The following is a 23,072-nucleotide window of genomic DNA, read 5'->3' as shown; positions in this document are numbered from 1 at the left end:
TTAGAGCGTCCGAGGGAGGAAGGGGGAAGAGCCGCGGCCAAGAAAACTGACTGGGCGTCAGAAAACCCTTGAAGTCGCAGTGGCGTTCCTGCAACCTGTTCTCGTTCCGGAGACGGGAGGACGTCCATGGGCGGCACCGAACATGTGCTCACCGAGCGCGTGGGGGCTTCGCTGGTACTCACGCTCAACCGGCCCGAGGCGAAGAACGCGTTCTCGCCCGCCATGCTCGTGGGCCTCTACGACGGCTGGCTGGCCGCCGATGACGACGACGGCATCCGGTCCGTCGTCCTCACCGGCGCGGGCGGCGTCTTCTGCGCCGGCATGGACCTCAAGGCGCTGGCCGGCGACGGCATGGCCGACGACGCGTACCGCGATCGGATGAAGGCCGACCCCGACCTGCACTGGAAGGCACTGCTGCGGCACCACCGCCCGCGCAAGCCCGTCATCGCCGCCGTCGAGGGTCCCTGCGTCGCGGGCGGCACCGAGATCCTGCAGGGTACCGACATCCGGGTCGCGGGCGAGAGCGCCACCTTCGGCCTCTTCGAAGTGCGGCGCGGACTCTTCCCCCTGGGCGGCTCGACCGTACGGCTGCAGCGCCAGATACCGCGCACGCACGCCCTGGAGATGCTGCTCACCGGCCGCCCGTACAGCGCGCACGAGGCCGAGCGCATCGGGCTGATCGGCCATGTCGTGCCCGATGGCGGCGCCCGCGCCAGGGCCCTGGAGATCGCCGAGCAGATCAACGCCTGCGGGCCGCTCGCCGTCGAGGCGATCAAGGCATCGGTGTACGAGACCGCGGAGCTGACCGAAACGGACGGGTTGGCGTACGAACTCGCCCACGGCTGGCCGCTCTTCGCCACCGAAGACGCCAAGGAAGGCGCGAAAGCCTTCGCCGAGAAGCGCCCGCCCGTCTACCGGCGCGCCTGATCGTCCACCGGCGCACCTGATGAGGAGCAGCCCGTGACCACCGAAACCCTCTCCGCCCCGCTCGTCGTCGAATTCCCCTTCACCCGCTCCCTGGGTCCCGTACAGAGCGCCTTCCTCACCGGGCTCCGCGAACGCACCGTCCTCGGGGTGCGCGCCACCGACGGCACGGTGCTGGTGCCGCCCGTCGAGTACGACCCGGCCACCGCTGAGGAGCTGCGCGAGCTGGTCCAGGTGGCGGAGACCGGCACGGTCACCACCTGGGCCTGGAACCCGCACCCCACCGGCAAGCACCCCCTCGACCGGCCCTTCGCCTGGGTGCTCGTCCGGCTGGACGGCGCGGACAGCTCCCTGCTGCACGTACTGGACGTGCCCTCGGCGGAGGCCGTCAGCACCGGGACGCGGGTCCGCATCCGGTGGGCGGCGGAACGTACCGGGGCCATCACCGACATCGCCTGCTTCGAGCCGTACGACGGCGCCCCCGGGGACGCGCCCCGGGACCACAGTGGCGACTTCGCCGACGCCGTCACCCTCGTCACCCTCCCCGCCCGCCTCGACTACACCTACAGCCCCGGCCGCGCTCAGACCGCCCACCTACGGGCGCTCGGCGAGCGGCGCATCGTGGGCGAGCGCTGCCCCGAGTGCCGCAAGGTGTACGTGCCGCCGCGCGGCGCCTGCCCCACCTGCGGCGTCCCCACCGGGGAACGCGTCGAGGTGGGCCCGAAGGGCACCGTCACCACCTACTGCGTCGTCAACATCAAGGCCAAGGGGCTGGACATCGAAGTGCCCTACGTCTACGCCCACATCGCCCTGGACGGTGCAGGGCTCGCCCTCCACGGCCGCCTCGCCGGCATCCCGTACGACCAGGTCCGGATGGGGATGCGGGTCGAGCCGGTGTGGAAGGAAGGGCAGCGCTGGCCCGACCACTACCGCCCCACCGGAGAGCCGGACGCCGACTACGACACGTACAAGGAGCTGGTCTGATGCGAGAGGTGGCGATCGTCGCCTTCGGACAGTCCGACCACGTGCCCGACAGCGCCGCGGTCTCCGAGGTGGAGATGCTGATGCCGGTGCTGAACGACGTGCTCGGCCAGGCCGCCCTGAAGGCCGGCGAGATCGACTTCGTCTGCTCCGGCTCCAGCGACTACCTCGCCGGGCGCGCCTTCTCCTTCACGATGGCGCTGGACGGCGTGGGAGCCTGGCCGCCGGTCTCCGAGTCGCACGTGGAGATGGACGGCGCCTGGGCGCTGTACGAGGCGTGGGTGAAGCTCCTCACCGGCGAGGCCGACACCGCTCTCGTCTACTCCTACGGCAAGTCCTCGCCCGGCGACCTCCGCGAGGTCCTCACGCGCCAGCTCGACCCGTACTACATGGCGCCGCTGTGGCCCGACTCCGTGGCGCTCGCCGCCCTCCAGGCGCAGGCCCTGTTCGACGCGGGCGCCGCCGACGAGCGTGCGCTGGCGGGGGTCGCGGCCCGCAGCCGTACCGACGCGGCCGCCAACCCCCACGCCCAGCTGCGCGGCGAGCACCCCATGGGCGAGCACGTCGTGGCGCCCCTGAGGCGCGGCGACTGCCCGCCCATCGGGGACGGCGCCGCCGCCGTCATCCTGGCCGCCGGGGACACCGCCCGAGGGCTGTGCGACCGGCCCGCCTGGATACGCGGCATCGACCACCGCATCGAAGCGCACGCCCTCGGCGTCCGTGACCTCACCGACTCCCCGTCGACCCGGCTCGCCGCCGAACGCGCCGGAGCGTTCGAACGCCCCGTGGACACCGCCGAACTGCACGCGCCCTTCACCTCCCAGGAGATCGTGCTCCGCCGCGCCCTGCGGCTCGGCGACGAGGTGACGATCAACCCCTCGGGCGGCGCGCTCGCCGCCAACCCGATGATGGCCGCGGGCCTCATCAGGCTCGGCGAGGCGGCCGCCCGCATCCAGCGCGGCGAGTCCCGGCGCGCCCTCGCGCACGCCACCTCCGGCCCGTGCCTGCAGCAGAACCTGGTCGCCGTCCTGGAAGGGGAGTGAGGCCGTCATGAGCAAGGAGCCCGTGGCCGTCGTCGGCATCGGCCAGACCCGGCACGTAGCGGCCCGCAAGGACGTCTCGATCGCCGGACTCGTCCGCGAGGCCGCCCTGCGCGCCCTGGAGGACGCCCAGCTCACCTGGGCCGACATCGACGCCGTCGTCATCGGCAAGGCCCCGGACTTCTTCGAGGGCGTGATGATGCCGGAGCTGTACCTCGCCGACGCGCTCGGCGCCGTCGGCAAGCCCATGCTCCGGGTGCACACCGCGGGGTCCGTAGGCGGGTCCACCGCCCTTGTAGCGGCCAACCTCATCGCCGCACGAGTGCACGGCACCGTCCTCACCCTCGCCTTCGAGAAGCAGTCCGAGTCCAACGCCATGTGGGGCCTGTCCCTGCCCGTCCCCTTCCAGCAGCCGCTGCTCGCCGGGGCCGGCGGCTTCTTCGCCCCGCACGTCCGCGCATACATCCGGCGCACCGGCGCACCCGACACGATCGGCTCCCTCGTCGCCTACAAGGACCGCCGGAACGCGCTCAAGAACCCGTACGCGCATCTGCACGAGCACGACCTCACCCTGGAGAAGGTGCAGGCGTCCCCGATGCTGTGGGACCCCGTCCGGTACTCCGAGACCTGTCCCTCCTCGGACGGCGCGTGCGCGATGGTCCTCACCGGGCGCGCCGGTGCGGACCGTGCGCCGCATCCGCCCGCGTGGGTGCACGGCGGTGCGATGCGCAGCGAACCGACGCTCTTCGCCGGCAAGGACGCGGTCTCCCCGCGCGCCGGGCGGGACTGCGCCGCCGACGTCTACCGGCAGGCCGGCATCACCGACCCGCGCCGGGAGATCGACGTGGTCGAGATGTACGTGCCGTTCAGCTGGTACGAACCGATGTGGCTGGAGAACCTGGGCTTCGCGGAGGAGGGCGGGGGCTGGAAGCTCACCGAGTCCGGTGTGACGGAACTGGACGGTGACCTCCCGGTGAATCCTTCGGGCGGCGTGCTCTCCACCAATCCGATCGGCGCCTCGGGCATGCTCCGCTTCGCGGAGGCGGCACTCCAGGTGCGCGGGCAGGCGGGTGAGCACCAAGTGGCGGGCGCACGGCGGGCGTTGGGGCACGCATACGGAGGAGGGTCGCAGTTCTTCGCGATGTGGCTGGTCGGCGCGGAGCCGCCCGCGACCTGACCGGTCCGGCACGGGCCGCGGTACGGGGCGCCGTCGCGGCCTGTCCGTCGCCGGGCGCGGTGGCTAGGCTGGCACGGACCGACGGAGCCGACCGGGTGAGGAGCGGGAAACGTGGCCGAAAGCACCACCACCGAGCAGCGGATCACCGGCGAGAAGCAGCCCGAACTGGATCTCACACACGCCCAGTGGCAGCCCAGCGCACAAGGCATGGGCGACGTCCAGATCGCCTTCGTCGACGGCTTCATCGCCATGCGCGACCGGCGCAGCCCCAACGGCCCGGCCGTCGTCTTCGGCCCCGGCGAATGGCGCGGCTTCGTACGCCGCGCCCGCGACGGCGAGTTCGACCTGACCTGACGAGGGGGCCGGACGGCACGGCCCGGCGGCACAGTCCGATGTGGTGTCCGCCCGGCCGGCCGGCGGTTCAGGTGAGGGCCACACACCCACGTGCCCGCAGTGCACGCAGCGTCGGCGCGTCGTCGTCGACGGCGTTCCAGCGCAGGTCCAGCTTCTCCAGTGCAGGCCATTCCGGCAGCCAGTGCGGGAGCGTGCGCAGCCGATTGCCGCGCAGGTCCACCCGACGCAGCAGCGGCAGTCCGCGCAGCGCCGCGGGGACGTCGCACAGCGCGTTCTCGCGCAGTTCCAGTTCGCGCAGCTCCCGGAGGCCGGCGAAGGTGCCGGGCAGCGCGGTGAGGCGATTGCCGCGCAGCCACAGTTCCCGCAGCCGGGCGAGCCGGCCGAGCGCGGGCGGCAGGGCGGTCAGCCCGCAGCGCTGGGCCCGCAGCTCGTGCAGGCCCGCCAGCCCGCCCAGCGCGTCCGGGAGGCGGCGCAGCGGGTTGTCGCCGACGTTGAGGTAGCCGAGGCGGGTCAGCCGGCCGAGGGCCGCGGGCAGTTCGGTGAGCCGGTTGTCGTGGACGTACAGGCAGCGGGACAGGCCGGTCAGCCCGCCGAGCGCGGCAGGCAGCCGGGTGAGCGCGTTGTGCCCGAGGTCGAGGGTGTGCAGCGTCGTGAGCTCCCCGATGCGGTCGGGGAGCTCGGTGAGGGAGTTGTCGGCGAGGATCAGCACCCGCGGCCCCGGCGAGGCCTCCCACACCTCCTCCGGCACGGAACCCAGCCCCGCCTTCCAGTAGTTGTACTCGTCGGACACAGGGGCAGCCCAATCGTTTGTGCGCGCCAGGAGCGGCGCGCGCGGTCAGGACTCGACGGGCGGGCGGGGTGCCGGTACTCCCGGACCGGCCGCCGGTACTCCCGTGTCTGCCGCCGCGAAGAGGTCGGCCCATGGGCGGCTGCGGACTGCCGCGGTGCCGTTGTCGTCGTAGCGCGGGGTTTCCCGGGACCACACGAGATTGCCGCTGATCAGGTGGCGCATGCTCGCGACGTAGTGCGACACGTGGTCGTGCACGTCGGCGGGCATGCCCAGCTCCTTGAGCGTTGCTGGCAGGGTCGCGGTGAGCTCCTGGAACTGTTCCACGCGGGCGCTCGCCGTGCGGGCGATCCGGCGCACCGCCTGGTCCAGCGTGCAGCCGGTCGAACGGTGCAGGATGATCACGCTGTTGTTGACGTCGCCGGCCGCCAGCTCCTTGTCCACGGACACGATGTCGTTGACGAAGATGACCGCTTCGGCGGTGAGCCGGCGCAGCTCCGCCAGGGGTGGTCGGCCGTGCAGCTCACGTGGCAGGACGTAACCGCCGCAGCGCTCCGCGAAGTCCAGGCAGGGCTGCACCCCGATGGAGTCGCGCCGCCCCTTGAGGTACTGCTCGAGCGGCAGTACCCCCTTTCGGGTACGGTTCTGGGCCTCCCAGTGGTACGCGGCGAGGTACCGCTCCCAGTGGCCCTTGAAGCGCAGCTGCCAGGCGCGCGGCGCGCCCTCGGTGATCCGCCGCCAGATGTCGCGGTAACCGGCGACCAGGGGACTGTCGGGCTCTTCGGGCAGCAGCTCCGGCGCGTCGTCCATCGTGCGCACCACCCGGTCCACGAGGTGCGCCACCGCCTCCGGGCACTGGCCCAGCGGGCCGTCGAACTGGTCGTCGAAGAGGAAGAACCAGGCGTTGAAATCCGTGGCCAGGGCCAACTCGTCGGCGTCGGCGTCGGGGTAGAAGTACGCCATGAGCCGGTCCAGCCGCAGCGCGTCGTACTCGGCGGTCGCCGCCTCCCCGCAGAGCATGCCGTACCCGTGCAGCCAGCCGAGCGTGTGCCGGCGGGCCGTCTCCACACCGGGGTTGAGCCGGGCCCGGAAAGGGATGCTGAGGGGCGCGGTACGCCGGGGGACGGGCGGCAGCGGGGCCGCCTCCGCGATGATCGGGTCGTTCATGGTCCGCCTCCTTCGCCGCTGCGCCGCGTGACGCAGTCAGGGGAGCCTGGGGCTCGTGCAATGACGAGTCAAGAAGGGAGTCGGTTTATTGGTCAATGAGTTCGTGCACGACGCCCGCTCGCGCCACCCGCGCAGGCAAGGGGCCGCGCGCCGCGTGCCGCCGCGGACGGCGCGGAACCGTGCGGCGCGCTCCAGCGGTCCATGGTCGAAAGTCGCCGAGGACCATTCCGGCAGCCCCCGTCGGCGCTAGGCTCATCGCTGTATGCAGGAGGGGAAGGTCATGGCGGAGATGATCGGGCGATCGGGCCGGGTGCGCAGGCCGATGCTCGAGCGCGAGACGGAACTGAGCGCGCTGGACGGGATGTTGACCGACCTGTGCGGCTCAGGGGACGGCGCCGAGGGCGTGCGCACGGGCGGCCTGCTCGCGTTCGCCGGGCCGCCGGGCATGGGCAAGACCGCGCTGATCACCGAGACCCGCCGGCGCGCCATCGCGCGCGGCTGCACGGTGCTGCTCGCCCGCGGCGGCGAGCAGGAGCAGGAGGTGGCCTTCCACGTCGTACGCCAGCTGGTGCAGCCGGTGTTCGCCGCCGAGTCCCCCGAGGAGCACCGCCGCATCCTCGGCACCTGGTACGACATCGTCGCGCCCGCCGTCGGGCTGGTCGCCGCAGAGGGCGACGCCTCGCCCGACCCGCAGGGCGTCCGGGACGGCCTGGACTGGGTCGTCACCCGCTTCGCCGTGCACTTCTCGCCCGTCGTCCTCATCCTCGACGACGCGCACTGGGCCGACCCCGAATCCCTCGCCTGGCTCACCGCGTTCGCCGCCCGCGCCGAAGAGCTCCCCATACTGATCGTCGTCGGGTACCGCCCCGACGAGCTGCCGGCCGGCGCCGGCCCGCTGCGCCGGATCGCCGAGCGCAGCGGCTCCCGCCCCTTCGAGCTGACCCCGCTCACCCCCACCGCCGTCCAACGCGTCGTGAACCACATGGTCGGGGAGGGCGCCGACGAGGCGTTCTGCCGCGAGTGCTGGGCCGTCACGGGCGGCAATCCGTACGAGGTCGTCGAGCTGAGCGCCAAGATCCGCGAGCGCGGCATCAAGCCCCAGCAGGCCAACGTCTCCCAGCTGCGCGAGCTGATCACCGCCATCAAGGACAGCGGCCTCGTCGAGCGCCTGGAGCGGCTCGGGACCGCCGCCGTCCGCTTCGCCTGGGCCGCCGCCGTGCTCGGCACGGAGGTCTCCCCGACGCTCGCCGCCAACGTCGCGGGCCTCGGCGCCGTCCAGGCCGCCGACGTCCTCGACCAGCTGCGCGGGGCGCGCATCCTCGCCCCGGCCCGCAAGTCCGACAACGGCAACCTCCGCTTCTTCCACCCCCTCGTCGCCAGCGCCGTCTACCAGGCCATCCCCGGCGCGCTGCGGGTCGCCCTGCACGGCCAGGCGGCCGCCGCGGTCGTCGACGCGGGCCTGGGCGCCACCGCCGCGGCGCGCCACCTGCTGGAGATGCACCCCGAGCACGACGACTGGGTCGTGCAGCGCTGCGGGAGGCCGCGGCCGAGTACTTCCGGGCCGGGGCGCCGGACGCCGCCCGCCGCTGCCTGGCCCGCGCGCTGCGCGAACCGCCCTCGCTCCAGGACCGCGCCCGGGTCCTGTTCGAGCTGGGCTGCTCCTCCCTGCTCAGCGAGCCGGCCACCACCGTGAACCACCTCCGCGCGGCCCTGGAGGAGCACGAGCTGGAGCCCGCCCTGCGGGAGACGATCACGTACAAGCTGGCGCAGGCGCTGGCCCACAGCGACCGCCTGGGGGAGGCCGCCCAGGTCGTCGCCGCCGAGGTCCAGCGCGCGACGAACGCACGCACGCGGCTGCGCATGCAGGCCGAGCAGTTCATGTACAACGCGTTCCGTGCCGACGAGCAGGACTCGCCCGCCCGCTCCCGGCTGCTCGCCAAGCTCGCCGACCACGTCACCGGGCGTGACATGGCCGAGCGGTACATCCTCGGGCTGCGCGCCTGGGACGCCATGGTGCGCGGCGAGAGCGCACAGACGGCGCTGCACTACGCCGAGCAGGCGCTGGGCGACGGGCTGCCGTGGACCGACGAGGAGTGGGGCTTCGAGGTCCCCGTGATCGTCGCGCTCACCTTCATGTACTGCGACCAGCCCGGCCGCGCCGAGGAGCTGTTCCACCAGGGCATCGCCGAGTGCGAGCGCAAGGGCTGGCGCGGCGCCCACCTCTCCTTCGGGTACACCCTCCTCGGCTACATCCGGTACCGCCGCGGCCGGCTCGCCGAAGCGGAGGACCTGGTCCACGGCGGCCTGCGGATCGCGCACCGGGTGGGCCAGCGAGTGCCCGCCCAGTGGTTCGCCATCGGCATCCTCATCGAGATCCTGCTCGCGCGCGGCCGCGTCAACGAGGCCCAGGAGCTGGCCGACACGTACAGCTACGGCGACGTCGTCCCGAACGCCGTCGTCTACCCCGACTCACAGACCGTCCACAGCGAGCTGCTGCTCGCCCGCGGCCTGCACCGCGATGCGGAACACCAGCTCACGGCCGTCGGCAGGCGCCTGGAGCCGCGCGGCATGCGCAACCCCGCCTGGTGCCCCTGGCAACTCCACCTCGCCCGCGCTATTGCCCTCACCGACCGGCCCAGGGCGATCGCCCTCGCCGACGAAGCACTCCAGCGCGCCCATGACTTCGGTACCGAGTCCGCCATCGGGCAGGCGCTGTTCTGCAAGGCCGAGGTGGTCGGCGGCGCGGAGGGCATGAAGCTGCTCGCCGAGGCGGTCCGCCATTTCGAGCGCTCCCCGTCCGCCTACGAGCTGGCCCAGGCGCTCGTCGAGCACGGCGCCGCGCTGCGCCGCGCCGGCCTGCCGCAGGACGCCGCCGACCGGCTCTACCGCGGCCTCGACAGCGCCCTGCACTGCGGCGCCGAGTCGCTGGTGGCGCGCGCCCGCGACGAGCTGTCCGCCGCCGGGCTGCGCCCCCTCCAGCTGCGCAGCTCCGGCACGGACACGCTCACCACCCAGGAGCGGGCGGTGGCCGAGTGGGTCGTGCAGGGCTGGACCAAGGACCGCATCGCCGTGGAGCTGGGCACGCAGCCCCCGGATGTCAGCCGGCTGCTGTCCGGGGTGTACCGCAAGATGGGCACGGACCGTAACGGCCTGGCGCGACTGCTGGGGAGTGAGGGCGTGGCCGCCGTCCTGCAGCCGCCCGCCGCGCCGGAAGGGTGACCCCACAGACCCCACGGCGGTGGCCGGGGTTTCCGGCCTGTCGGCGGCGCGGTACCGCAGGAAGGTGACCGGGCGGGCCACGTACGATGGCTGTATGTCGTTCCTCCGCCGCCGTAGCGCCGCGCCCGCAGGGCCCGATTTCGATGTGCTCGCCATGGACCCCGGTGACTGGCCGGGCAATCTCGGCGCCGGTCTGCTGCCCGCCCCCGACGGCAGCTGCCAGGGCGTCTTCCTGCGCTACGACCTCTTCGGCGGCCGCGGCCCCGCGATGATCATCGGTAACCTCCCGGAGGGCTCCCCGGCGCGCGAGCTCGGCGAGGGCGAGGTGCCCTTCGAGGTGGCGCAGCTGCTGGACGCGCTGGAGCACGACGAGGAGGTCACGGTCGTGGAGACCGAGGACCTCCCGGTCATGCACGACGACAACCTGCTGATCGTCAAGCGCATCAAGTGCTCCGAGGGCCGCGTCTCCTGTGTGCAGTTCGACCGGAGCGACGGCGTGCTGGTCACGATCGCGAGCTGGGACCGCCCGATCACCGACGATCTGTACGCGCTGCTGAAGCCGCTGCCTGCGGAGATGTTCCAGCAGGGCTGAGCGCCTGGGTGCACACCCCGGCCGGCTGTGTCCGCACCCGGCCGGCCCGGGACTCCAGGTAGCGCCGCTCGGCGAGGCTGGCGGTGGCCTTCGCGGCGCGCCGGTAGTGCTCGTAGGCCCCGGCCGTGTCGCCGGACCTCTCCAGCAGATGCGCCCGTACGGACAGCAGCCGGTGATGCACGGCCATCCGCGCGTCACCGTCCAACGTGGACAGCAGGGCCAGCCCGGCAGCCGGCCCCTCGGTCTCGGCGAGCGCGATCGCCCGGTTGAGGGTGACCATCGGATTGGGCGCGATCCGTTCCAGGATCAGGTAAAGGGCGTGCACCTGCGGCCAGTTGGTCTCCTCGGCCGTGGCCGCGTCGGCGTGCGTGGCGGCGATGGCGGCCTGCAGCTGGTAGGGGCCGAGGGCCGGGCCGGCCAGCGACGCCTTGACCAGGTCGAGGCCCTCGCCGATCAGCTCGCGGTCCCACCTCGTACGGTCCTGCTCATCCAGCGGCACCAGGTCGCCGGCCGCCGTCGTACGTGCCTCCCGGCGGGCGTGGGTCAGCAGCATCAGCGCGAGCAGCCCTGTCACCTCGCCGTCCTCGGGAAGCTGCGCGTGCACCGCCCTGACCAGCCGGATCGCCTCGCGCGCGAGGTCGGCGCGGTGCAATGTGCTGCCCGAGGAGGCCGTGTACCCCTCGTTGAAGATCAGGTAGAGCACGTGCAGGACGACCCGCAGCCGCTCCTCGCGCTCCACGCCCGCCGGCAGGCCGAAAGAGCTGCCGGCGGCCTTGATGCGCTGCTTGGCCCGGCTGATCCTGGCCGCCATCGTGGCCTCCGGCACCAGGAACGCGCGGGCGATCTCGGCCGTGGTCAGACCGCCGACCGCGCGCAGCGTCAGCGCGGTCTGGGAGGCCGCGGTCAGCGTCGGATGACAGCACAGGAACAGCAGGACCAGCGTGTCGTCGGTGTCCGGTACCTCCTCGGGCACCACCTCGGAGGCCGCCGCGGACTCCCGCTCGCGGCGCGCGTGATCGCTGCGCATCTGGTCGATGAGCCGCCGGGACGCGACCGTCATCAGCCAGCCGCGCGGATTGTCCGGCACGCCCTCGGCCGGCCACTGCACGGTGGCGGCGAGGACGGCCTCCTGTACGGCGTCCTCACACCCTTCGAACTGGCCGTGCCGCCTTACCAACGCGCCGAGGACCTGCGGCGTGAGCGCACGCAGCAGGTCCTCGAAGTCCGGTGCTGTCATGCCTCCAATTGTCCGTCAGCGAACATCACTTGACGCACCTCGACACCCAGCCCCTCGATCGCGGTGTCCGGAATCCGCGCCGCCAGCTCGATCGCCCGCTCCTTGTTCTCGCAGTCGATCAGGTAGAAGCCGCCCAGGTACTCCTTGGCCTCCAGGAACGGCCCGTCGGTGACCACCGGCTGGCCGTTGCGTACGGACACCACGGCGGCCTGTGACGGGTCGACCAGCGCCTGCGTGGTGATCAGCTCGCCGGACTCCTTCAGCGCTTCGATGAACTTGCCGTGGCCGTCGCCGATCGCGGCCTTCTCCTCGTCGGTCAGCGCGTCCAGCACCGCCGGGTTGATATGCATGCTGATCAAGAACTGCATCTCGTACTCCTCGTCGTTCGCGGGCCCCGGACGGGTCCTTCGCCGGTTGGTCGGAGCCGCCGCCGTCGTCTTGACATCCCCCGCCGGAAATTTCGCCTGAGATTTTGCCCGTACGGATGTCAAGAAGCGCGCGACCGCTCCGACCAACCGGCGAACAGCGACCTCTCCTCGCGCTTCCGCGGCTGAGCGCCGACCTGGGTGCCACCGGCGTCCAGCAGCTGTGGATCAGTGACAGTTACGGATTCATGGTCGCGGGCCTGGTCATCACGATGGGTACGCTCGGCGACCGGATCGGCCGCCGACGGCTCACCATGCGCCCGGCCTCCCGGACCACGGCCGCTACGCAGAGTGGTCCGGCCCGGTCGGCGGCGGTGCCGTAGTCGCGCGCGGCATCAGCCGGGTCGGCAGGACGATGTGCCGGGCCTGGTCCGCTTCCGGGTCGTTGATCAGGTCGCGGGCCAGCTCGCCCGCCGCCCGCCCGATCTCCTCCGGCGACTGGGCGATCGTGGTCAGATCCGACCACTCGGCCATCTGATGGTCGTCGAAGCCCAGTACGGAGATTCGCTCGGGCACGTCGATACGGGCCCTGCGCAGCGTCCAGAGCACCGAGACGGCGACCTCGTCCTGCTCGGCGAAGACCGCGGTGGGCGGTTCGCGCAGGGTCAGCAGCCGCCCGACCGCCTCGGCGGTGCGGCGCTTGTGTCCGGCCGGCGTGGCCACCACCAGCTCGTCGTCCCACGGCACGCCCGCCTCGGCCAGCGCCTGCCGGTGGCCGAGCAGCCGCTCGTGCGAGCTGAAGGTGAAGCCGCTGGCCCCGGTGGTCTGCACGAAGGCGATCCGGCGGTGGCCGAGGCCGAGCAGGTGGCGGGTGCCGGCGCGGGCGCCCGCCACGTCGTCCACGTACACGCTGGGCCGGCCCGCGGCGTGCTGGCTGATGTAGACGACCGGCATCTGGAGGTCGTCCAGGCGCGCGCTCTCCTCCTCGGAGAGGTCGAAGGAGAACACCAGCAGCGCGTCGGCGTTGCGCCGGGCCGGCAGCCGTTCGAAGAAGGCGGCCCGCTCCGTCAGGTCGGGGATGACGTAGACGAGCAGATCCAGGCCGGCGGCGCGCAGCACGGGGCCGAGGCTGGAGAGCGCCGAGCCGATGAACCACGAGTTGAGCGTGGGCGCGAGCACGGCGACCACGCCCGTGCGGCCGGTGACCAGGCTGGACGCCTGCCGGGACACCACGAAGTGCAGCTCGCGCGCGGCCTGTTCGACGCGGGCGCGCACGTCGGGCGAGACGGTCGACAGACCGCGCATGGTGCGGGAGACGGTGGAGGCGGACACCCCGGCCCGCTGGGCGACGTCGGCCAGCGTGGGGTGGTGCCGCTGGGCTGGTGGCATGAGCGGGACGGTAGCACCTGGCGCGTCGGTCGGAAACGGTTCCGAGACAGCGCTGTCACGGTGGCCCCGCACCCCTTCGGCCGCCAACTACCCGTAGAAAAACGGTCATAGCGCTTCGAGGTAGTCGACACATTACCTCGACGTAACGCGTTGACTTCCCCCACCCGCGCTCCTAGCGTGCAAGCGTTGTTACGGAATGACCGCCGTCCGCTGGCGCCTTTCGTCCCACTGCTCGTGATGCGGCTGACAGCGCAGTCACACGGTCGATCACCACCCCGTACAAGGAGACGCAGCCCATGACCAGCACCGCACCCTGGTGGCGCGACGCCGTCATCTATCAGGTCTACATCCGCAGCTTCGCCGACGCGAACGGCGACGGCATCGGCGACATCGCCGGCATCCGCTCGCGTCTGCCGTACCTGAAGTCGCTCGGCGTGGACGCGATCTGGATCAACCCCTGGTACAAGTCGCCGCAGGCCGACCACGGTTACGACGTGGCGGACTTCCGGGAGATCGACCCGCGGTTCGGCACCGTCGAGGAGGCCGAGGCGCTCATCGAGGAGGCGCACGCGGCCGGTATCCGCGTCATCCCCGACATCGTGCCCAACCACGTCTCCGACCAGCACGTATGGTTCCGGGCCGCGGTGGCCGCCGGGCAGGGCAGCCCCGAGCGGGAGCGCTTCGTCTTCCGGTCGGGGCGTGGCGCGGACGGCGCCGAGCCGCCCAACAACTGGCAGTCCTGCTTCGGCGGCCCGGCCTGGACCCGGCTGCCCGACGGCCAGTGGTACCTGCATCTCTTCGCCCCCGAGCAGCCGGACCTCAACTGGGCACACCCGGAGGTGCGCGCGGAGTTCGAGGACATCCTGCGGTTCTGGTTCCGCCGCGGCGTGGACGGCTTCCGCATCGACGTGGCGCACGGGCTGATCAAGCACCCCGAGCTGCCCGACCTGCCGCCCCGCGAGGACCCGCAAGCGCCGGCCCCGCACGGTGGGCTCGACCACCCCCACTGGGACCGCGACGAGGTGCACGAGATCTTCCGCGCCTGGCGCCGCGTGGCCGACGAATTCCCCGGCGACCGGAAGTTCGTCGCCGAAGCCTGGACGCAGGCCCCGGACCGGCTCGCCAACTACGTACGCCCGGACGGCCTGCACACGGCGTTCAACTTCGACTACCTGATGACCCCCTGGAACGCCAGGGAACTGCGCGAGGTCATCGACACCTCGCTCGCCACCCTCGGCTCGGTCGGCGCGCCGGCCACCTGGGTGCTCTCCAACCACGATGTGGTCCGCCACCCCAGCCGGTTCGGCCGCAAGGTGGTCAAGAAGTGGGTCGCCAACGAGGTCTACCGGCCCGAAGGCCCCCTCGACTCTGCACTCGGCACGCAACGGGCCCGTGCGGCCGCGCTGCTGATGCTCTCGCTGCCCGGCGGCGCCTACATCTACCAGGGCGAAGAACTGGGCCTGCCCGAGGTCGAGGACCTGCCCGAGGAGGTGCTCCAGGACCCCACGTGGGAGCGGTCCGGGCACACCGACCGGGGCCGGGACGGCTGCCGCGTACCGATCCCGTGGTCCGGTGAGCGATCGCCGTACGGCTTCAGCCCGGACGGCGCGACCGGCGAGCCCTGGCTGCCGCAGCCCCCGGAGTGGCGCGAGCTGAGCGTCGCCGCACAAGAGGGCGATGAGGGCTCCATGCTGGCCCTGTACCGCAGCGCCCTGCGCCTCCGCCGCGACCACCCGGCCCTCGGGGACGGGACGATGGCCTGGCTCGACGCCCCGGAGGGCGTGCTCGCCCTGCGCCGCGAGCCGGGCTTCGTGTGCGTCGTCAACCTCTCGGCCGAGCCGTACATCCTCCCGGACCACCAGGAGGTACTGCTGGCCAGCGGCCCGCTCGCGGACGGCCGGCTGGCACCGGACCAGGCGGTGTGGCTCGCGCTGTGACCACCTCGCGCACGGAAGGAGTTCCCGGCATGGAGTACCGCACCCTCGGAGCCAGCGGCTGCGCCGTCTCGGAGCTGGCACTGGGCACCATGACCTTCGGCCACGAGACCGACGAGGCGGGGGCGCACGCCCAGTTGGACCGCTTCGTCGAAGCCGGCGGCACCCTCGTGGACACCGCTGATGTCTACACCGCGGGCGCGTCCGAAGAGATCGTCGGGCGCTGGCTGGCATCCCGCCCCGCCGACGTCACCGACCGCGTCGTCCTCGCCACCAAGGGCCGCTTCCCCATGGGCGAGGACCCGAACGGCGCCGGGCTCTCCCGCCGCCACCTGCACCGCGCGCTGGACGCCTCGCTGCGCCGGCTCGGCGTCGAGACGGTCGATCTGTACCAGGCGCACGCCTGGGACCCGCTCACGCCCATCGAGGAGACGCTCCGCTTCCTCGACGACGCGGTACGCCAGGGGAAGATCCACTACATCGGGCTGTCCAACTTCACCGGCTGGCAGCTCCAGAAGACCGTCGACGTCGCCGACTTCCGGGGACTGGCCCGCCCGGTCACCCTCCAGCCGCAGTACAGCCTGCTCTCCCGAGAGATCGAATGGGAGATCACGCCGGCCTGCGCCTCCGAAGGGCTCGGGCTGCTCCCGTGGAGCCCGCTCGGCGGCGGCTGGCTGACCGGCAAGTACCGCCGGGACGCCCGGCCCGCCGGCGCCACCCGGCTCGGCGAGAACCCGGAGCGCGGCGTCGAGGCGTACGACCGGCGCGGCGGCGTCGCGCGCACCTGGGCCGTCGTCGACGAGGTGCGCGCGGTGGCCGAGGAACGCGGCGTCTCCATGGCGCAGGTCGCGCTGGCCTGGGTACGCGACCGCCCGGCCGTCACCTCGGTGATCCTCGGCGCGCGGACCGTTGAACAATTGGGGTGGCGGGGGCGCGAGGAGAGGCGGCCCGGGGGAACAGAAAACGGGCGGCGGGGGGCCCCAAAGGCCCCCGCGGCCCCCCGCGCCTCGTCTAGCGGCCCGACCTGCGGATGTCGACATCCGCCGCGCGGACGTAGCCGACCCGGTGGCCGACCTGGATCTCGTAGTACGCGTCCTTGCCGCGCACGACCGTGTGCTTGCTCGTGTCGAACGTCGGTGCGTAGAAGTACTCGCCGAGCGTCCGGTCGCCGACCGCGTAACGCTGGCCGGCCTTGAGGGCGTACGGGAGCGGCGAGACCGACTGGACCGGGACGCCGGCCGGGTAGGCGGTCTTCTCCGGGTAGGCCCGGCCGTAGACCGGGATCTCGGTCCTGCCCTCCTTCGGGACGGCCACCCAGCCCCTGGCGTGCACCGCCGTCGGCTCCGCGCCGGGGTTGTGGAACCACGCCTTCTGGCCGAGGTACCAGATCGCCGTCCAGTCGCCCTTCCGCTCCGCGACCGCGAACTGCTGTCCGGTACTGGCGCGGGCGCCCGTGTCGTTCACCCCGGTGGTGGAGTCAGCGCCCCCGGGGTGCAGCCCCTCGTCCTTGATCAGCGGAGCGTCCTCGCTGGGCGCCGAGTACAGGCGTACGGCGCCCGAGCCGTGCGCGGCGCACGGCTGGCCCGCCTTCTCGCAGCCGGTGTACGCGGGCTGGTTCTCCTCGTACTCCGGACGGATGGTGACCAGCCCGCCGTGCGGCCCCGCGGTCGGCACCAGCGGCCTGCCCAGCAGGATGAAGTAGTGGTCCCAGTCCCAGTACGGGCCCGGGTCGGTGTGCATGCCCTTGATCGAGGCGGTGGTCGTCCCCGGCACGTTGTCGTGCCCGAGGATGTGCTGCCGGTCGAGGGGGATGTCGTACTTCCGCGCCAGGTACCGCACCAGGCGCGCGGAGGTCTGGTACATCGCCTCCGTGTACCAGGCGTCCGGTGCCGCCAGGAAGCCCTCGTGCTCCAGGCCGATGGAGCGGGAGTTGACGTACCAGTTGCCCGCGTGCCAGCCGACGTCCTTGGTCGGGACGTGCTGGGCGATCAGCCCGTCGGCGGACCGGAGGCTGTAGTGCCAGGACACATACGTCGGGTCCTGCACCAGCTTCAGGGTCGTCTCCCACGTCGCTTCCGTGTCGTGGATGACGATGTAGTCGACGGACTGGTCCTCGGGGCGGTCCGCCAGGTCGTGGTTGCCGTAGTCGCCGTCGCCGAGCTCCTGGTACGGAGCGGGCACAGACTCGCACGCCACGTCCGGCGGGCACTCGGTCCTCCCGGACTGCGCCTTGCGCAGGCCCAGCACGCGGGTCTGCGCGCGGTCGGGGGTGAGGCCCGGGGACTTGGCGAGGGTGACGCGCTGGCCGGCGTCGGTCGTCCGGGACGCGCCGGCGCGCAGCACGTCGTACACCTGGTCGGCGAAGACGGTGGCGCTCTTCGCCTCGCTCGCGCCCGAGTAGCGGGCCACCGCGGCGTACCAGTCGGCGGGGTCGGCGCTCGCCTTCAGGCCGAGCCTGCGCTGCTGGTCGGCGAGGAGGGCCGCGCCGCCGCTGACGTTCGCCGCGGCGTTCTCGCGCAGCTCGCGCGCGGGCAGGCCGGTGAGCGCCGCGGCCTTCGGCAGGGTCCGCAGCCGCGCCGGCAGCTCCGAGGCCTTCGGCAGCTTCGCCTCGGCGGTCTTCCGGGGGCGCGCGTCGTCGCCGCGGGCGTCCTCGGTGCCCTCACTGTGGTGCGGCGCCTCACGGGCGAGCGCGGTCCGCGCGTCGGTGAGGTGCATCGGGCCGTAGCCGCCGGCCACGCTGGGCGCGCCCCGGTGCCCGTCCCAGCGGGACTCCAGATAGGCGACGCCCAGCAGGACACTCTGGGGCACGCCGTACCGGGCGGAGGCGTCGGCGAAGGCGCGCTGGAGGGAACCGGCGTCCGCGCCCGCGGTGGCGGTGGGCGCGGCCGAGACCAGTGGCAGAAGGAGGGCGGCCACCGCGACGGCGGTACCGGCCCTCCTCGTTGTCCTGCGGGATGTTCGGGGGGCGTCGCGTCTGGCGACGCCGACAGGTGCGGATCCTCGCAATGCAGCCTCCTCGGGCCGGCCCGTCCCGTACCGGGCGGTGTGGCGGATGGTGCGCCGTTGGGCGTGCGGGAACCCATCAAGAGGTATCGGTTCACCGACGATCCGTCAATCACCCCGTAATCGGTCGATTTCGCAGGTCGGCGCGGGGCCGGAGAAGTTTCGCGCACCGGGCGCCGGGCCTGGGACGCGTCAGTGGAATGGACCACTGCCGGAGGGAACGCCGGGCCGTGCACCACTCGGACTCCGCACCGCCACAGGGTGCGTGAGGGTGATGCCCCGGAGCGCGCCACCGTACGCCACCCCTGCACATACGAGGCGGCGCGCCTCGGCCTCGAAGCGCGCATACGAGAGCGGCGCGCCCCAGCACAGGCGCGCCGCTCCGTTTCCCCCGTCGGCGGATCAGCGGGTGCCGACCGCCGCCCGTACCGCACGCCGCGCCATCTGGGCGTCGTCGTGCAGCCGCCGCAGCAGCAGGCGCTGTTCCTCGCCCGCCGCGGGCGCCCCCGGCTGTCCCTGACCGGTGGAACCGGGCGGTACTTCCTCCCGCATGGTCCGCTGCACCGCGGTCTCGTAGCGCCGGATCTCCCGGGTCAGTACCAGCATCAGGTTGACCAGGAAGGAGTCCCGGGCGGCGGGGCCCGCGGCCTGCGCGAGCTGGCTGATCTGGCGGCGCGCGACCGGTGCGTCTCCCAGCACCGACCACAGGGTCGCCAGGTCGTAGCCCGGCAAGTACCAGCCGGCGTGCTCCCAGTCCAGCAGGACCGGGCCGGCGGGCGAGAGCAGGACGTTGTTCAGCAGCGCGTCGCCGTGGCAGAACTGACCGGGGGAGTGCGCGATGCCGTGCATCAGCTTCTGCAGGTCGCCCAGGTCCCGGTCGGTCAGCAGGCCGAGGTCGTGGTACCGCCCGATGCGGTTCCCGTAGTCCAGGGGGGCGTCGAACATCCCGGCCGGCGGGCGCCAGAGGTTGATCCGGCAGATCGCCCCGAGGGCGGCCCGGACGTCCGCACGCGGCGGCCCGTCCGTGGGGTGCCGCTGCACGGAGGCAACCCGGCCGGGCATGCGTTCGACGACCAGCGTGCAGTTGTCAGGGTCCGCGGCGACCAACCTCGGCACGCGCACCGGTGGACGGTGGCGTACGAAGGCGCGATACGCAGCTATTTCGTGCCGGAACCGCTCGACCCACGCCGGCGAGTGGTCCAGTAAACACTTCGCCACCGCGGTCGTGCGCCCGGTGGTGCCTACGAGAAGGACGGACTTACCACCCCGCCGCAGCACCTGGACGGGATTGAACTCCGGACAGATGCGCTGCACCGAGGCGACCGCCGCGCGCAACTGCGCGCCCTGGGGGCCGGACAAATCGAGTCTCCCGCTGAGCGGTTGTGGTGCTGCTCCCTGGGGGCGCCGGAGGCGGCCGCCCGGAGGCCCGGCGGCCATTCCCGAGGAGTGAGCGGGATCGAGGTACGGACCGCTGCCCGTGGGCTGCGGGCGGTACGGCCGGGGCGGGGCGGTCGCGGCGGACGATGCTGCGTACATGGGTGGATGAGGTCCCTTCGTGCGCCGACGAGTGGCGGTGCGCCACCGGCCCGGTGAGGGTTGCGACACCCTGGGGAATGCGTTTCCGCCACCGGGCCGGGGGCTGCGTCTCTACAGAACACGCGACTACGGGTGGCAGACCATCTGGCGCACCCTGGCGAACCCTGGCGAATGCTCGCCCGGCACATGACGGCCGGTTACTGTCAACTCAGTCGAGGAACCTGGGGGCTTGACGTGAACAGGGAGCCGAACACCCGTCTCGCGGACCTTTTCCAGCTCGCCGGCTGGTCGAAGGGCGAGCTGGCGAGGTTGGTCAACCGGCAGGCGGCGGCCATGGGCCACCCGCAGCTGGCGACCGACACGTCCCGAGTCCGGCGCTGGATCGACATGGGGGAGACCCCGCGCGATCCGGTACCGAAGGTCCTGGCATCCCTGTTCACCGAGCGCCTCGGCCGTGTCGTAACCACCGAGGACCTCGGCTTTGCACGCTCAGGGCGCGCGGGGAAGCGGCAGGCCGCCGACGGCCTGCCGTGGCCGCCCGACCGTACGGCTGCGGTCCTCACGGAATTCACGGGAATGGACCTCATGCTCAACCGACGCGGCTTGGTGGGCGCGGGCGCGGCGCTCGCCGCCGGTTCCGCGCTCAGCAGCGCCATGTACGACTGGCTGCACGCCGACCCGGCCCTGGCAGCCGACGCGCCCCGTACCGACAACCCCCTCGGCCCCCATACCCTCGACCAGGCCGGCCTGGACCGCTACGAAGCGGCCCCCGTCGGCTCCCAGGAGATCGACGCGCTGGAACGCTCGGTGGAGGTCTTCCGCGCCTGGGACGCGTCCCGCGGCGGCGGGCTGCAGCGCAAGGCCGTGGTGGGCCAGCTCAACGAGGTGGGCGGGATGCTCGCCTACCGCCATCCCGAGCACCTGCAGCGGCGGCTGTGGGGCGTGGCGGCCAACCTCGCCGTCCTGGCCGGCTGGATGTCCCACGACGTGGGCCTGGAGCCCACCGCCCAGAAGTACTTCGTCATCGCCGCGCACGCGGCCCGTGAGGGCGGCGACCGCCCCCGGGCCGGCGAGGCGCTGTCCCGGGCGGCGCGCCAGATGGTCCATCTGGGCCGCCCGGACGACGCTCTGGACCTGATGAAGCTCGCCCAGTCCGGCTCCGGCGAGGAGACCCTGCCGCGCACGCGTGCGATGCTGCACACGATCGAGGCGTGGGCGCAGGCGTCGAAGGGCCATGGGCAGGCGATGCGGCGCACCCTCGGCGAGGCCGAGGAGCTGTTCGTCTCGGACAAGCGGGACGTGCCGCCGCCCAGTTGGATGCAGAACTTCGACGAGGCCGACCTGCACGGCATGGAGGCCCTGGCGTACCGCACGCTCGCCGAGCACGACCCCAAGGCCGCCAAGGTCGCCCAGGGGCACGCGCGGCAGGCGCTGGCGCTGCGCAGGGACGGCTACCAGCGCTCGCAGATCTTCGACTATCTGTCGATGGCCTCCGCCCTGTTCATCGCCAACGATCCCGAACAGGCGGACCGGTACGCACGGCTGGCACTGATGTCGATCGGGGAGAACTCCTCGCACCGCACCTGGGACCGGCTGCGCGAGATGTACCGACTGACCGGGCAGTACTCCGACTACGCCAAGGTCCAGGACCTGCGCGAGGAGATCAGGCTCGCCCTGCCGAAGCAGAAGAAGCCGAAGGAACGCAACGGGCAGGCCTGAACGGCCGCTGGACCACCGCACAAGCACAACACGTCTGCGTGGGAGACGCTGCCCCCAAGACCTCGGGGCGGTTTCCCTTGTGCCTCCTGTGCTGTCAGTCTCCTGTGCTGTCCGTACCGCCGGTCAGTCACCGATCCTGGCGATCAACACGCACGCGTCGTCCTCCCGTTCGGCGGTGCCGAACTCCTCGACGACGATACGGACGCTGTCCTGCGCGCTCCGCGCTGCCGCGAACCGGGGGGCGAGGGCGAGCAGCCGCTCCGCGCCTTCGTGCGTGCTGTCCGCGTCGGGCGTACGGCGCCGGGGCACCAGCCCGTCGGTGTACAGCACGAGCAGGTCGCCGGGCTCCAACTGCACGCTGCGCTGCGTGTACACGGCTCCGGAGGTCGCGCCCAGCAGCACGCCCTCCGGCGGCTGCAGCGCCTGTCCCTGCCCGTCCCGGAACAGCAGCGGGGCGGGGTGCCCGGCCTGCGCCCAGTCGAGCCTGCGGGTGGCGGGGTCGAAGCGGCAGCACACGGCGCTGCCCAGGGCGGGCTGCGCGGAGGTGTCCAGGAGCTGGTTGAGGTAGCCCATCATCGGGCCCGGCTCCTGGCCCGAGACGGCCATGCCGCGCAGCGCGCCGAGCAGCATCGCCATGCCCGACGTGGCGGTCACGCCGTGCCCGGTGAGGTCGCCGGCGCTCAGCAGCGTGCGCCCGTCGGGCAGCTGCAGTGCGTCGTACCAGTCGCCGCCGACGAGGGCGCTGGACCCGGAAGGGAGGTAACGGGCGGCGAGGTCCAGGGCGACCGGGCCGCCGTGCGGGAACCGCAGGGAGCCGCGCCACGGCGGCAGCACGGCTTCCTGCAGCTCGACCGCAAGCCGGTGTTCGGTCTGCGCGATGTGCCGTTGGCGCTGCAGCGAGTCACGGGTCTCGCGCACCGCCCTCTGGCTGCGGCGCAGCTCGCTGACGTCGCGCAGCACGGCCCACATGCAGGCCGTGCTGCCGTCGGCGTCGAGCACCGGCTCGCCCACCATGTGCACCGTGCGCACGCTCGTGTCGGGGCGCACGATGCGGAATTCGCCGTCGATCGGCTTGCCGTCCACCAGGCAGTCCGTGACCATCGCGGTCACCAGGGGCTGGTCGTCGGCGAAGATCAGGGAGGGCAGCTCGTCCAGGGTGAGCGGCCCGTCGGCGGGCTCCCGGCCGAAGATCCCGAACAGCTCTTCGGACCAGCTCGCCTCGTCGGTGAGGAGGTTCCACTCCGCGCTGCCCACGCGGGTCAGCAGCGAGCCGCGGGCGTGCGCCTCGGGGTCGGGGCCGGGCGGCGCCGCGGGATGCGGCAGGGACTCGTCCATGCCCTCCGGGGGCCCCGCCGGCAGTCCCTCTCTGAGCTGGTCCAGATGGCCACCGAGGTCGTCGAGGTGGTGGACCGCGAGGTCGCACAGCGCCCGCTGCCAGCGCAGCCGGGCGTCCTCGTCCGGGTGGCCCTCGGCGGCGGCCTCGCGGCGCACCGCGTCCAGACTGCCTCGGAGCCGGCGTGCCTGTGAGATGAGTGCGTCGACCGCGCCGCGCTCGGGCGGCTGCGCGTGATGATGGTCCGCGAAGAGATGGGACGGCATGACGTACTCCGATATCAGGCGGCGCGCGGCCATGTCTGTGGCCTCGTCG

General features: G+C 72.6%; 16 protein-coding genes and 2 pseudogenes. 10 read left to right on the top strand and 8 right to left on the bottom strand.

Annotated features, from left to right (window positions below; all coding sequences use genetic code 11):
- The first annotated feature begins 126 nt into the window (after nucleotides 1-126).
- The 5 genes from IF04_RS0103625 (at nucleotide 127) to IF04_RS0103605 (ending at nucleotide 4,476) form a co-directional block, all read left to right on the top strand.
- Nucleotides 127-927, top strand: a complete 801-nt coding sequence (locus tag IF04_RS0103625; RefSeq protein WP_030250712.1) for a crotonase/enoyl-CoA hydratase family protein — start codon at nucleotides 127-129, stop codon at nucleotides 925-927.
- A 33-nt stretch (nucleotides 928-960) separates the two neighbouring features.
- A complete protein-coding gene (locus tag IF04_RS0103620; RefSeq protein WP_030250705.1) occupies nucleotides 961-1,908 on the top strand; it encodes a Zn-ribbon domain-containing OB-fold protein in 948 nt (315 codons plus the stop codon).
- On the top strand, nucleotides 1,908-2,948 hold the full coding sequence (locus IF04_RS0103615; protein ID WP_030250703.1) for a thiolase domain-containing protein: 1,041 nt from the start codon (nucleotides 1,908-1,910) through the stop codon (nucleotides 2,946-2,948). Before IF04_RS0103620 ends, IF04_RS0103615 begins: the two co-directional genes overlap by 1 nt.
- Before the next feature lie 7 nt (nucleotides 2,949-2,955).
- Complete coding sequence (locus tag IF04_RS0103610) at nucleotides 2,956-4,122, top strand: thiolase domain-containing protein (protein ID WP_030250701.1); 1,167 nt, start codon at nucleotides 2,956-2,958, stop codon at nucleotides 4,120-4,122.
- 111 nt (nucleotides 4,123-4,233) lie between these two features.
- On the top strand, nucleotides 4,234-4,476 hold the full coding sequence (locus IF04_RS0103605; protein ID WP_030250697.1) for a DUF397 domain-containing protein: 243 nt from the start codon (nucleotides 4,234-4,236) through the stop codon (nucleotides 4,474-4,476).
- A gap of 67 nt (nucleotides 4,477-4,543) precedes the next feature.
- On the opposite strand, the gene IF04_RS0103600 is transcribed toward IF04_RS0103605, so the two are convergent.
- Both IF04_RS0103600 and IF04_RS0103595 read right to left on the bottom strand, forming a co-directional pair.
- Nucleotides 4,544-5,266, bottom strand: a complete 723-nt coding sequence (locus tag IF04_RS0103600) for a leucine-rich repeat domain-containing protein (protein WP_030250694.1) — start codon at nucleotides 5,264-5,266, stop codon at nucleotides 4,544-4,546.
- 45 nt (nucleotides 5,267-5,311) lie between these two features.
- On the bottom strand, nucleotides 5,312-6,430 hold the full coding sequence (locus tag IF04_RS0103595) for an isoafricanol synthase (RefSeq protein WP_063829430.1): 1,119 nt from the start codon (nucleotides 6,428-6,430) through the stop codon (nucleotides 5,312-5,314).
- A gap of 280 nt (nucleotides 6,431-6,710) precedes the next feature.
- Between IF04_RS0103595 and IF04_RS35450 the strand changes: the two are divergent.
- A pseudogene (locus tag IF04_RS35450) lies at nucleotides 6,711-9,649 on the top strand (ATP-binding protein).
- 94 nt (nucleotides 9,650-9,743) lie between these two features.
- A complete protein-coding gene (locus IF04_RS0103585) occupies nucleotides 9,744-10,241 on the top strand; it encodes a glycosyltransferase family protein (RefSeq protein WP_030250687.1) in 498 nt (165 codons plus the stop codon).
- Here IF04_RS0103585 and IF04_RS0103580 read toward each other — a convergent pair.
- From IF04_RS0103580 to IF04_RS0103570, 3 genes are all read right to left on the bottom strand, one after another.
- Nucleotides 10,180-11,478: an RNA polymerase sigma factor gene (locus IF04_RS0103580; RefSeq protein ID WP_078599799.1), complete on the bottom strand. Its 1,299-nt coding sequence runs from the start codon at nucleotides 11,476-11,478 to the stop codon at nucleotides 10,180-10,182. The genes IF04_RS0103585 and IF04_RS0103580 overlap by 62 nt on opposite strands.
- Nucleotides 11,475-11,846, bottom strand: a complete 372-nt coding sequence (locus IF04_RS0103575; RefSeq protein WP_030250681.1) for a YciI family protein — start codon at nucleotides 11,844-11,846, stop codon at nucleotides 11,475-11,477. The genes IF04_RS0103580 and IF04_RS0103575 overlap by 4 nt, the downstream gene beginning before the upstream one ends.
- Before the next feature lie 339 nt (nucleotides 11,847-12,185).
- A complete protein-coding gene (locus IF04_RS0103570; protein ID WP_030250680.1) occupies nucleotides 12,186-13,232 on the bottom strand; it encodes a substrate-binding domain-containing protein in 1,047 nt (348 codons plus the stop codon).
- Between the two features lie 296 nt (nucleotides 13,233-13,528).
- On the opposite strand from IF04_RS0103570, the gene IF04_RS0103565 reads away from it, so the two are divergent.
- On the top strand, nucleotides 13,529-15,169 hold the full coding sequence (locus tag IF04_RS0103565; protein WP_030250678.1) for a glycoside hydrolase family 13 protein: 1,641 nt from the start codon (nucleotides 13,529-13,531) through the stop codon (nucleotides 15,167-15,169).
- 29 nt (nucleotides 15,170-15,198) lie between these two features.
- Nucleotides 15,199-16,074: pseudogene (locus IF04_RS39480) on the top strand (aldo/keto reductase); the annotation flags it as partial.
- A gap of 103 nt (nucleotides 16,075-16,177) precedes the next feature.
- Here the strand turns inward: IF04_RS39480 and IF04_RS0103550 are convergent.
- Nucleotides 16,178-18,172, bottom strand: a complete 1,995-nt coding sequence (locus IF04_RS0103550; RefSeq protein ID WP_030250669.1) for an N-acetylmuramoyl-L-alanine amidase — start codon at nucleotides 18,170-18,172, stop codon at nucleotides 16,178-16,180.
- A 399-nt stretch (nucleotides 18,173-18,571) separates the two neighbouring features.
- Nucleotides 18,572-19,705 (bottom strand): aminoglycoside phosphotransferase family protein, encoded by a 1,134-nt coding sequence (locus IF04_RS0103545; RefSeq protein WP_030250667.1) that lies wholly within the window; start codon nucleotides 19,703-19,705, stop codon nucleotides 18,572-18,574.
- Between the two features lie 234 nt (nucleotides 19,706-19,939).
- Between IF04_RS0103545 and IF04_RS0103540 the strand changes: the two genes are divergently transcribed.
- Nucleotides 19,940-21,424 (top strand): DNA-binding protein NsdB, encoded by a 1,485-nt coding sequence (locus IF04_RS0103540; RefSeq protein WP_030250664.1) that lies wholly within the window; start codon nucleotides 19,940-19,942, stop codon nucleotides 21,422-21,424.
- 123 nt (nucleotides 21,425-21,547) lie between these two features.
- On the opposite strand, the gene IF04_RS0103535 is transcribed toward IF04_RS0103540, so the two are convergent.
- A complete protein-coding gene (locus tag IF04_RS0103535) occupies nucleotides 21,548-23,023 on the bottom strand; it encodes a PP2C family protein-serine/threonine phosphatase (protein WP_030250661.1) in 1,476 nt (491 codons plus the stop codon).
- Between the last annotated feature and the right edge of the window lie 49 nt (nucleotides 23,024-23,072).

Origin of the sequence: Streptomyces violens, assembly GCF_000717745.1 — a bacterium.
Lineage (GTDB): Bacteria > Actinomycetota > Actinomycetes > Streptomycetales > Streptomycetaceae > Streptomyces > Streptomyces violens.
The sequence above is the reverse complement of the archived record's forward strand: the minus strand, read 5'-3'. Positions and strand labels throughout refer to the sequence as shown.